Origin of the sequence: Tatumella sp. JGM91 (genome assembly GCF_018257575.1) — a bacterium.
GTDB lineage: Bacteria > Pseudomonadota > Gammaproteobacteria > Enterobacterales > Enterobacteriaceae > Tatumella > Tatumella punctata.
The window spans coordinates 145,236-156,589 of the sequence record NZ_JAERJP010000004.1; the positions used below are offsets into that span (position 1 = coordinate 145,236).

Consider the following 11,354-nt stretch of genomic DNA (forward strand, 5'->3'; position numbering starts at 1 on the left):
TACCCTGTTATCCGGCAACCGGAGGTTACCCGGCCCTGTATTCTTAATTCTGCTGCAGTCTGTCCTCTGCAACCTGTATTTCAATAACAGAACAGAAAGTAACGGTCAACAGGGATTAAGCGCAATCAGAACAGGGGGAGAGCATCGGCTGACGCAATAAATATGAGCGGTAAATCCCCGCATAGACAACGTGCCGCCTGAGTGCGTTTTGCCCTGCGGAACAGACTGCCAGGAATACGCTCGTGCGCTTTGCACTTATTCGCCACCGTGTTCAGCCAGGCGAAACGGCAGAGAGCGGGCTGACTTTTTATACCCTGTATATACACCTGTGCCCTGGCTGGCTTACCCGCAGCAGGACAGCACGCTGTTCAGGGTGGCTGACGGGCAGCACCTGAAGGCGTATGTGGATAAATCCCGGCAACGGGCGGCAGTATGTGCACAAATCTCAGGTTAAAACTTTAGAAGGTAAGTTGACTTACAACGCTGAAGGAAATGATATTTCATCATCTCTATATGATAGCCGGGTTATTCACTGGACGGGTAATGATCTTTCAGGCGTAACACCTGGTCGTGGTTATGATATGGGGGGGCGTACTGAGAACGATGTATATAATGATATGATTGCATCAGGCATACCTAACCCTCAGGCTGTTAAAATATCAAAATGCGCAGGACTTAAAGGCGTTGCTGCTCGTGATCATGTAAGTACTGTTCATTCTGCATATATAAATGATGAATCTTTAAAGCAGGCGTTAGTAAACAACATTAAAACGTCCCAGAGGGATTGGATTAAATTCAGGGATTCTGATTGTAAGTTATACTCATTCCAGATAGATAACAAAAGCCCGGCATATCAAACGACCGTCAATCAGTGTGTTGCAAAAATGTCAGAAACCAGAGGGGAAGAGTTGGCTGAGCTTTCTGGCAACATGTAAGCTATGGAAATAAATTTTAAAAGGGTCTTTCTGAGATCCTTTTTTATGTTTTTAACTTCCATATCCCGCTCTTTTTGTAAAATGTCGTATTTTGCAGCTTCGCTCCCATTGGGAAAAAATGTTGGACCTTGTTATGCCTGCGGGTCTTGAGCGGAGTGCTTCACATGCATAGCACTCCATTCTGTCTAAAAAACACCCTTAACGCAGGATGTTTTCCGTTTTCCGGCCAGAACCCGGACAGCTTCTTTTTAGTGCATTCCTTCTGCGGTTGCATTATTTTGGTGTTTTTATCAAATCATTTAAAAACAGCAGGTTATATTTATTCTTTGCGATTGATTTCAAATTTATCGTCTGTTCGGCAGGAAATTTTTTTCCGTCCCCGTTAAACGCATTTTATTTCGCAAAATATCTGGCACGCATTCTGCATTATCCAGTCAGACGGTATTTTCATTGTTTGTACTGCATGACTGAATAAGGTGTGTCTATGTTAAGTTTCGACCCGAATAAGGTTGAGTTCAGCACCGGGAATTATATTGACGGACAGTATTGTCATAAAAACCAGGGGCAGATTCCGGTACACCGGCCATCTGACGGACAAAGCTATGCCGATATTCCGGAAAGCGGTGCACAGGTGGTTGCTCAGGCGGTTGAAATAGCGGAACAGCAACGTATCCGCAGCGGCTGGTCAGAGGCATCGCCACGTCAGCGCGGGGCAGTATTACGCCGCTGGGCCGATTTAATTGAAGCCGATGCGCCTTATCTTGGCCAGCTCGAAGCTCTGGGATCAACACGGCCGATCAGCGACGTGATTCATCACGAAATTCCCTTTACGGCAGAAGCGATCCGTTTTTACGGCGAGTGTGCGGATAAATACAGCGGTGACCTGTTACCGACCCGTAAAGACAGCCTCGGGATGCTGGTGCCTGAACCTTACGGGGTGGTCGGGGCGATTACTCCGTGGAACTTCCCGTTATCGATGGCGTCGTGGAAATGCGGACCGGCGCTGGCGGCGGGCAACGGGGTGGTGCTGAAACCTTCAGAACTGACGCCATTTTCCACCCTGCGGCTGGCCGAATTGGCAGTACAGGCCGGCCTGCCTGCCGGGGTACTGAATATTGTTCAGGGCAGCGGCAGGCATACCGGCAGTGCACTGGTGAAACATCCGCAGGTCCGCAAGGTTTCCTTTACCGGTTCGACGGCGACCGGGGCGCAAATCATGAGTGACGCCGGATTTAATGGTATGAAGCCTGTCACCCTCGAACTGGGCGGTAAAAGCCCGCAACTGGTCTTTAACGATGCCGGTGACCCGGCAGAGGTGGCCGCGCGGATCCTGCGCGGATTTACCGCCAATGGCGGCCAGGCCTGTGTTGCCGGAACACGGCTGGTTGTGCAGCGTGGTATCGCCCCGGCACTGATCGATCATCTGCTGCAGTTATGTCAGTCATTCCGTCCCGCCAATACCTGGCAGGGATCCTGCCAATACTCCCCGTTAATCGACCAGCGTCAGGGCGAGAAAGTGCAGCGTCTGGTGCAGCAGTGTTGTGAACAGGGCGGGGAAATTCTGACCGGCGGCCAGCGCTTTGCCGGGACAGAACAGGGCTGGTTCTGGCAGCCAACCCTGCTGAGCGGCGTGGCAGCGGATAATTGTGCGGTACAGGAAGAGATTTTTGGTCCGGTACTGACGGTGCAGTATTTCGATGACGAAGATGAAGGGATCGCCCTGGCACAGCATGAAACCTATGGCCTGTGTGCCGGAGTACATACCCTCAGTTTACCGGTGGCGATGCGGGCCATGCAGTCGCTGAATGCGGGCACCGTATGGATTAACCGTTATGGCCGCAGTGGTGACTTTATTATTCCGACCGGCGGATTTATGGGGTCGGGTATCGGTAAAGATCTGGGACGTCAGGCTTTCCAGGCCTGTCAGCGCCAGAAAAGTGTACTGATCGATTTTTAGTTCTGTCTGTTAACGGAGACCACGCTATGCCTGTGTTTACCCCGAAGTTTATTACCTTTGACTGCTACGGCACCCTGATTAATTTTGATATGGCAGGTGCCGCACGCCGCTGTTTTGCCGACCGGGTCGGGGCAGATGTTATGCCGGCCTTTATCAGCGACTTTGCCCGTTTTCGGTTAGATGAAGTGCTGGGAGCCTGGAAACCTTACTATGAGGTGGTCAGTAATGCCCTGCAAAGATCCTGTCATAAATGGAAAGCCGAATGGCAACCGGCCGACAGTGATTTTATTTATGCCGACTGTAAAACCTGGACTGCACATCCGGATGTGCCCGGCGGGCTGCAAAAAATTGCCTCTGAGATCCCGTTAGTACTGCTGACCAACTCTATGAACGATTTGATACCCCACCATGTACCGCGGCTGGGGGCACCGATATATATGACCATCACCGCCGAGGAGACCGGCGCTTACAAGCCGGCGATGCGTGGTTTTGAATATATGCTCGACAAACTGGGCTGCGGACCGGACCAGATCCTGCATGTTTCCTCCAGCCTGCGTTACGACCTGATGACCGCCCATGATCTGGGGATCACCCATAAAGTCTTCGTTAACCGCGGTCATGAACCCGGCTGTCCTGAATATGGTTACAGTGAAATTCAGGATATCAGCGAACTGCCCGCAATCGTCGGTCTGTGACAGGAGTGTAATCCCCATGAAACTGGAATCATTCTGGCAACACACCGCCCCGGAATTTCACGGGGGATGTCAGCAACCGTTACCCGCCAGGGCGGATGTGGTGGTGATCGGTGCCGGGTTCAGTGGCATCTCAGCGGCTCGTCAGCTCGCCCGCCAGGGACTGGAGGTGGTGGTGCTGGAAAGGGAGCAGGTGATGAGCCAGGCTTCCGGGCGGAACGGCGGCCACTGTAACAGTGGCGTGGCACAGAATTTTGCGGCACTGGCAGCAAAGAAAGGACTGGAGACCGCCACCAGATTTTACCGTGCTTACGATGATGCGGTCAGTTATGTGCAATCCCTGATCAGCGAAGAGTCTATCGATTGTGATTTCCGCCTGTGCGGCAAAATAAAACTGGCGAGTAAACCCGGCCATTTCGCCTCCCTGCAGTCAGCCGCCGAACTGATGCGCAAAACCGTCGATCCGGAGGTGGAATTACTCTCTGCCAGTGAGATCCGCGATGAAGTCGGCAGTGATGCTTTCCACGGGGGATTACTGCAAAGGCGTGGCGGGCAGATGCATATGGGCAAATTCGGGACCGGGCTGGCAGAGTCTGCCGCCAGCGCCGGGGCCCGGATTTTTGAACAGCACGAAGTCACCGGACTGACCCGGCTGGCAGGTTATCAGCACCGGGTGACTACGGCGCACGGCAGTATTGTTGCCGATAAAGTCCTGCTGACCTCCGGCTGTTCAAACCAGGGGCCTTTCCCGTGGTTTCAGCGGCGGATTGTGCCGGTCGGCAGTTTTATTATCACTACAGCCCCCCTGGCGGCACAGACCTTACAGCGTCTGTTGCCAAAAGACCGCACTTATGTCACCTCGATGAATATCGGTAATTATTTCCGTACCACTGCTGACCGGCGGCTGGTGTTTGGTGGCCGGGCCCGTTTCTCTGTCAGTAATCCCGCACAGGACCAGCGCAGCGGCGACATCCTGCGCACCTCAATGCAACGTCTGTTTCCGCAACTGGCAGATACGCCTGTCGACTATTGCTGGGGCGGGATGGTGGATATGAGCGCCGATCGGCTGCCCCATGCGGGTGAGCAGGACGGACTGTTTTACACCATGGGTTATAGCGGACACGGCACTCAGATGTCCGTATTGATGGGAAAAGTGATGGCAGACCTGATCAGCGGCGCCTCTGACAACAACCCATGGCAAAGCCATGGCTGGCCGGCGGTGCCGGGGTATTTTGGCAAGCCCTGGTTTCTGCCCCTGACCGGACTGTATTACCAAACGAAAGATCGCCTGTTCTGACAACAAAAATCGTGATGTGGAGAGGATCGGATGAAAAAAGATAACGGACAGTCCCTGAGTCATGTTCAGCTGAATAGCCTGCTGCAAAAGGGGTCTTTATCGCGGCGTAGTCTGCTGAAAATGTTATCTGCCGGGGCGGTACTCAGCAGCGGAATTATTGGTTTTCCTGAACTGGCCATCGCCGAAAGCGCTCCGCTAAAAGGCGGTAAAATGCGTGCGGCCATGTCCAACTCATCGGCCACTGATACTCTGGACCCGGCCAAAGCCAATAACAGTGCCGATTACACCCGCCAGTTTATGTTTTACAACGCCCTGACCGAAATTGATGATCAGCTGGTGGCAAAACCGGCACTGGCATCATCGGTGCATTCTGATGACGGCATCAGCTGGCAGATTACCCTGCGGCCGGGGGTCAGTTTCCACCACGGAAAATCCCTGACCGCAGACGATGTGGTCTGGTCGCTGGCCCGCCATAAAGACCCGGCGGTGGCGTCGAATGTGTTTGCCCTGGCACAGCAATTTAAAACTATTTCGGCGGTTAACCCTCAGCAAGTCTCGATTGTGCTGGAAGGCGCTAATTTTGATTTGCCGCTGATGCTGGCATTGCCATCATTCCTGATTGTGCCGGCTAATACCACGGACTTCAGTAAAGGGATTGGCACCGGACCTTTTGTCTGCCAGACCTTTGTCCCGGGCATGCATACAATTGGTACCCGTAACCCGGATTACTGGAAACCCGGCCTGCCGCACCTTGACCAGCTGGAACTGCTGGGGGTGTCTGACCAGGCGGCGCGGGTGAATGGCCTGATGTCCGGTGACCTGCATATCTGTTCAGCCATCAGTCCCGGCTATGCCCGACAGCTGAATGCCAGCGGCGGGCAGTGCAAAATTCTGGAGAGTAAGTCCGGGATGTATACGGACCTGATTATCCGTACCGATACGGCACCGGGCAGCAACCCTGATTTTGTGATGGCGATGAAGTATCTGCAGCCGCGTGAAATGATGGTGAAAACGGCCCTGCAGGGATACGGCACGGTCGCCAATGATACCCCGGTTCCGCCGTGGCACCCCCTGTATAACGCTGATCTGAAACCCCGGCCGGTCGATACAGATAAAGCCCGTTTTTACCTGAAAAAAGCGGGTATGGAAGGGGCCAGGGTGGAGGTTATTACCGCGCCGACCCTCGACGGTGCCATCGAAGGCGGCCTGATGATGCAAAACATCGCACAGCAGGCCGGACTGAACCTGAATGTACGGCGGGTGCCTTATGAAGGTTACTGGTCGGCCCACTGGATGAAAGATCCTGTCGGCTATGGGTCGATTAACCCGCGCCCGACGCTGGATCTCTCGTTTTCCCAGTTCTACCTGTCAGGGTCGGCCAATAACGAATCAAAATGGAAAAATCCGCAATTTGACCAGTTAGTGGTTGCAGCGCGCGGGGTGCAGGATCCGGTCAAACGCAAACAGATGTACGACGATATGCAGACGCTGATTTATGACCACTGCGGTACACTGATCCCGATGTTTGTCAGTTCACTGGATGGCTACAGCAGCAAGGTTCAGGGGCTGAAAGCATGGCCTGCGGGAATGATGATGGGTTACCGCTTCCATGAGAATGTCTGGCTGTCTGCCTGAGTAAGGAGTGTGCGATGAACCGTTATATGTTGTTGCTGATTGCCCGGCGTATCGGGGCGGGACTGCTGACACTGGTTATTGTTTCGATGGTGGTGTTTTTTATCACCAGTTTATTACCGGGCGATGCCGCTCAGATGATCCTCGGGCAAAATGCCACACCGCAGACGGTTGCTGCATTGCGTCACCAACTTGGCCTGGACCAGCCATTACTGGTCCGCTATTACCACTGGTTTACCGGTCTGTTCTCCGGCAATTTCGGCATATCGTTTGCCAGCCGTATCCCGGTGGCACAGCTGATCGCCGCCCGTATCCCGGCGACCCTGGAACTGGCCGCGGCCACCAGCCTGGTGTCGGTGCCGCTGGCCCTGTTTATCGGCATTACCGCCGCCATGCAACGGGATAAGTGGCCGGATAAACTGCTGGTCAGCGGCACGATGGCGACCGTGGCGGTCCCGGAATTCCTGATTGCCACCGTGGCGGTGATGATTTTTGCGGTGCGTCTGCACTGGGTCCCTGCGATGTCGTTCGGCAGCCCTGAGCCGGGCATGCTCAGTTTTATTAACACCTATGCACTGCCGGTGCTGACCCTGTGCTGTGTACTGACAGCACAGATGGCCCGCATGACCCGTGCCGCCATTATCAGTCAGCTGGACAGTCCTTATATAGAAATGGCGATACTGAAAGGCGTCTCCCCGGTACGCGCCGTTATGCGCCATGCTTTACCTAATGCGGCCGGTGCCATCGCCAATGCCATCTCCCTGAGCCTGTCCTACCTGTTTGGCGGGGTGATCATTATCGAAAACATTTTCAACTATCCGGGGCTGGCCAGCCAGCTGGTGGATGCGGTCAGTAACCGTGACCTGCCGGTGGTACAAATCTGTGTGATGCTGTTTGCCGGTTGCTACCTGTTGTTATTGCTGCTGGCGGACATTGTCACTATCGCGTTTAACCCGAAATGGAGGGGCTGATGAGATATTTAAGCGCAGCGTGGCATTTTTTTGTCGCCTTAACACCGGCAGGCCGTCTGGGGCTACTGGTGTCATTATTCTGGGTAGTGATCGCGATTGCCGGACAGGCACTGGCCCCGTATCCGGTGAATGATATCGGCGCCGGCCCTCTGTTCGGCGGTATGTCAGCCCATTACTGGCTGGGTACCGACTACCTGGGTCGCGATATCTTAAGCCGCATTATCGCCGGCAGCCGTTACTCCATCGGGCTGGCCCTGACTTCCGCAATACTGGCCAGCGTGATCGGCACCTTACTGGCCCTGCTGGCGGCAGTTTCCGGCAGCTGGCTGGAGGAAATCCTTGGCCGGATTAACGATGCGCTGCTGGTGCTGCCGGGTAAAGTGATGTCCCTGATGATCGTGGCAGTGTTTGGTTCTTCACTGCCAATGCTGATTATTACCGCCGTCTTTACCTACTGGCCGGGGGCGTACCGGATAGCTTTTGCACTGGCCAGCCAGTTGCGCAATATGGACTATGTACGGGCCTCGGCATTGCGCGGCGAAAGTCGCTGGTATCTGGCAATCCATGAAATTTTACCGAATATGATCCATCCGATGCTGACCGACTTCGGCTTACGTTTTGTCTATATCGTGCTGTTGCTCAGTGGTCTGAGCTTTCTCGGGCTGGGTGTGCAGCCGCCTCAGGCCGACTGGGGCAGCCTGGTACGTGAAAATCTGCAGGGGCTGTTTGACGGTTCTCCGGCGATCCTGATGCCTGCGCTGGCCATTGCCAGCCTGACCATCGGCGTCAACCTGTTTATTGACAGCCTGCAAAATATGCGTCCGTTAGTGCGGGTTCAGGAGGGAGTATGACAGTGACTGTGTATCCGGCGACACCGCTGATTATGGCCGACGGCCTGCAGGTCAGTGCATTCAGTCAGGGGACTGAAACCGTACTGGTCAGTGATATTCATTTATCGGTGAAAAAAGGTGAAGTTCTGGCACTGATTGGTGAATCAGGATCGGGAAAAACAACGATCGCCATGGCACTGATGGGATATGCCCGCCACGGCTGCAGGATCACCGGCGGCAATATTCATGTGGCGGGCCGGGATGTGCGGGCCATGAGTGCCCCGCAGCTGCGCCAGTTCCGCGGTAACGATATCGCGTATATTGCCCAGAGTGCCGCATCGTCCTTTAACCCGGGGATGAAGATTATCGATCAGGTGACTGAGCCGGTACTGATCCACCGGCTGATGTCCCGCCAGCAGGCCAGACAGAAAGCCATCGCCCTGTTCCGCGAACTGGCATTACCCCGGCCAGAGACTATCGGTGAAGGTTATCCCCATCAGGTATCAGGCGGGCAGTTACAGCGGCTGATGACCGCAATGGCGCTGATGGCTGATCCTCAGGTAATTATCCTCGATGAACCGACCACCGCACTGGATGTCACCACTCAGGTCGAAGTACTGAAAGTGCTGCGTAATGTGGTGGCCCGCCGCGGTATGACGGCAGTTTATGTCAGCCATGATCTGGCGGTGGTGGCGCAGATGGCAGACCAGATTATGGTATTGCAGCAGGGCCGAATGATTGAGTCCGGCCCGACCGCACGGCTGCTGGGCCATGCCAGCGAACCCTATACTCACCAGTTAATGGATGCCGCGCGGCATCACCCCCGGCCGGGCCACTGGCAGCGCGACAGCAGGGATATCCATCCCTTGCTGGAAGTCCGTGACCTGGCCGTGGGCTACGGGGCGAGGAATAAACAGGGGTTGCCGAAAATCCGTATTCTGGAGCAGATCAACCTGCAGTTATGGCGCGGCCAGGCGATAGGCATTATCGGTGAGTCGGGTTCCGGAAAAACAACCCTTGCCCATGCGATTGCCGGGCTGAATCCTGCCTGGAATGGTCATCTGTTATTTAATCACCACTATATTTCCACGGATCTGCAGCAGCGCCAGCCGCAGGAGTTACGGCAGATCCAGTATGTTTTCCAGATGGCAGATACGGCACTGAATCCGGCCCACACGGTCGGCGAGATCCTTGGCCGTCCCCTGACATATTTCCGGCAGTTACACGGAGACGCGCTGGAGAGCGAGATTATCGCCTTACTGGCACTGGTAAAACTTCCTGCCACACTGCGTCACCGTAAACCGGCATCCTTGTCCGGCGGGCAGAAACAACGGGTCAGCCTCGCGCGGGCGCTGGCGGCCCGGCCGGAAATTATTATCTGTGATGAGGTCACCTCCGCGCTGGATACGGTCGTCGCTGCGGCAATCCTTGACCTGATTTCCGAGCTGCGGCGCAAGCTGAAATTATCGGTATTGTTTATCAGCCACGATATGCATGCGATCCGCGCGGTCTGTGATGAGATTGTGGTGATGAAACAGGGCCGGATTGTCACGCAACTGGCCAGTGACGATTATGACAAGCCTTCCGGCGAACTGTACTTTGAGCGCCTGAAACGGGCGGTACCTGAGTTACGCTGCGGCTGGCTGGATGAACACCGGGATACGCTGAAAGCGGAATAAAATAATTAACAGAGGATGGTCTTTATGCCTGCGCTTATTCAATACGTTCAGGACAGTCTGTATCTGCCGTCGTCGGCTGATGTGGTGATTATCGGTGGCGGTATTGCCGGGGCGGCAGCCTGCTGGGAACTGGCCCGCCAGGGGGTCAATGTCGTACTGCTGGAAAAAGGCTTGATCGGTGCTGAGCAGTCGAGCCGTAACTGGGGCTGGTGCCGTCAGCAGAACCGCGATGAACGTGAATTACCGCTGATTATTCATGCATTGCAACGCTGGCAGCAACTGAACCAGGAAACCGGTGAAGAGCTGGGGTTCCGTAAAACCGGTCTGGTGTATGCCACCCGTAATGAACAGGATATTGCGGCCTGGGATAACTGGGGGAAAATGGCGAAAAGCTATGATATTCGCAGTCAGATCCTCAATGCCTCACAGGCCAGAGCGCTGACCCCGGGCAGTACCACCGACTGGAAAGGCGGGGTTCATTCCCCCGACGATGGTCATGCAGAGCCCTCGATGGCGGCCCCAGGGCTGGTACGTGCGGCCATCAGAAAAGGGGCTCAGGTTTTTCAGCAATGTGCCGTGCGTGGACTGGATATCAGCGCCGGGCGGGTCAGTGGTGTAGTGACTGAGCGCGGAATAATAACAACCTCGCGTGTTATCTGTGCCGCCGGGACCTGGACATCCATGTTTTGTCGCCGTCACGGCATTGATTTACCGCTGGGGAATGTGATTGGCAGTGCTTTCCGCACTTTGCCGGTAAAGCAGGTGATCAGTGTCCCGTTTTATACGGACAGCTTCGCCTGCCGTCCGCAGCTGGATGGCGGTTATACCGTCTCCGTTTCGGGGCGCGGCCGTCTTGAACCGGGCTTCCAGGGGCTGAAATATGCCCGTCAGTTCTACAGTACTTTCAACGCACGGCGCCACAATCTGACGGTCAGTCCCGGAATTATGCCGTTTATCCGCGGGCCTGAGGCCCTGGCCCGCTGGTCAATGGAGGGTGTTTCCCCGTTTGAAAAAGTAAGGATCCTCGATCCGGCTGCCGACCAGGCGATGGTTCAACAGGGGCTGACGGCGATGGTGCGCGAGTTTCCACAGCTGCAAGGGATTCAGGTCGCCCAGAGCTGGGGCGGGATGATAGACAGTACCCCGGACGCTATCCCGGTGATTTCACCGGTCGAAAAACTTCCGGGTTTGATTGTCTCCGCAGGCTATAGTGGTCACGGATTTGGTCTCGGGCCGGGTGCCGGACGGCTGGCGGCAGATTTAGCCACCGATGCGCCGCCGGTCGTTGATCCGACACCCTACCGTTATTCACGCTTAGTTGACGGCAGCGGACTGAATACCCCGGGAATGATGTAAGGAAA

The 11,354-nt window shown here is 55.1% G+C and carries 9 protein-coding genes; all 9 read left to right on the forward strand.

The features are described from left to right. Window positions 1-401: 401 nt before the first annotated feature. The 9 genes from JK198_RS04370 (at window position 402) to JK198_RS04410 (ending at window position 11,349) form a co-directional block, all read left to right on the forward strand. Window positions 402-935, forward strand: coding sequence for a lysozyme inhibitor LprI family protein (locus tag JK198_RS04370; RefSeq protein ID WP_212710113.1), 534 nt, complete (start codon window positions 402-404; stop codon window positions 933-935). Between the two features lie 484 nt (window positions 936-1,419). Continuing rightward, entirely contained in the window at window positions 1,420-2,892 is a 1,473-nt protein-coding gene (locus tag JK198_RS04375; protein WP_212706925.1) for an aldehyde dehydrogenase family protein, read from the forward strand. A 26-nt stretch (window positions 2,893-2,918) separates the two neighbouring features. Then, window positions 2,919-3,587: a haloacid dehalogenase type II gene (locus JK198_RS04380; protein WP_212710114.1), complete on the forward strand. Its 669-nt coding sequence runs from the start codon at window positions 2,919-2,921 to the stop codon at window positions 3,585-3,587. Window positions 3,588-3,603: 16 nt separating this feature from the next. Continuing rightward, the gene (locus tag JK198_RS04385) at window positions 3,604-4,881 is read left to right on the forward strand and encodes an FAD-binding oxidoreductase (protein WP_212710115.1); all 1,278 of its coding nucleotides are present in this window, start codon (window positions 3,604-3,606) and stop codon (window positions 4,879-4,881) included. Window positions 4,882-4,911: 30 nt separating this feature from the next. After that, a complete protein-coding gene (locus tag JK198_RS04390; protein ID WP_212710116.1) occupies window positions 4,912-6,516 on the forward strand; it encodes an ABC transporter substrate-binding protein in 1,605 nt (534 codons plus the stop codon). Between the two features lie 14 nt (window positions 6,517-6,530). Beyond that, window positions 6,531-7,484, forward strand: a complete 954-nt coding sequence (locus JK198_RS04395) for an ABC transporter permease (protein ID WP_212706928.1) — start codon at window positions 6,531-6,533, stop codon at window positions 7,482-7,484. Continuing rightward, window positions 7,484-8,335 carry an ABC transporter permease gene (locus JK198_RS04400; RefSeq protein ID WP_212710122.1) on the forward strand — a complete coding sequence of 284 codons (852 nt, stop codon included), beginning with the start codon at window positions 7,484-7,486 and terminating at the stop codon, window positions 8,333-8,335. Before JK198_RS04395 ends, JK198_RS04400 begins: the two co-directional genes overlap by 1 nt. Continuing rightward, a complete protein-coding gene (locus JK198_RS04405; RefSeq protein ID WP_212710126.1) occupies window positions 8,332-9,993 on the forward strand; it encodes an ABC transporter ATP-binding protein in 1,662 nt (553 codons plus the stop codon). The genes JK198_RS04400 and JK198_RS04405 overlap by 4 nt, the downstream gene beginning before the upstream one ends. Window positions 9,994-10,017: 24 nt before the next feature. Then, window positions 10,018-11,349 (forward strand): FAD-binding oxidoreductase, encoded by a 1,332-nt coding sequence (locus JK198_RS04410; protein WP_212710127.1) that lies wholly within the window; start codon window positions 10,018-10,020, stop codon window positions 11,347-11,349. Window positions 11,350-11,354: the final 5 nt, after the last annotated feature.

Coding starts and splice junctions, on each gene's coding strand:
- JK198_RS04370 (WP_212710113.1), top strand. CDS start 402: ATGTGGATAAATCCCGGCAACGGGCGGCAGTATGTGCACAAATCTCAG.
- JK198_RS04375 (WP_212706925.1), top strand. CDS start 1,420: ATGTTAAGTTTCGACCCGAATAAGGTTGAGTTCAGCACCGGGAATTAT.
- JK198_RS04380 (WP_212710114.1), top strand. CDS start 2,919: ATGCCTGTGTTTACCCCGAAGTTTATTACCTTTGACTGCTACGGCACC.
- JK198_RS04385 (WP_212710115.1), top strand. CDS start 3,604: ATGAAACTGGAATCATTCTGGCAACACACCGCCCCGGAATTTCACGGG.
- JK198_RS04390 (WP_212710116.1), top strand. CDS start 4,912: ATGAAAAAAGATAACGGACAGTCCCTGAGTCATGTTCAGCTGAATAGC.
- JK198_RS04395 (WP_212706928.1), top strand. CDS start 6,531: ATGAACCGTTATATGTTGTTGCTGATTGCCCGGCGTATCGGGGCGGGA.
- JK198_RS04400 (WP_212710122.1), top strand. CDS start 7,484: ATGAGATATTTAAGCGCAGCGTGGCATTTTTTTGTCGCCTTAACACCG.
- JK198_RS04405 (WP_212710126.1), top strand. CDS start 8,332: ATGACAGTGACTGTGTATCCGGCGACACCGCTGATTATGGCCGACGGC.
- JK198_RS04410 (WP_212710127.1), top strand. CDS start 10,018: ATGCCTGCGCTTATTCAATACGTTCAGGACAGTCTGTATCTGCCGTCG.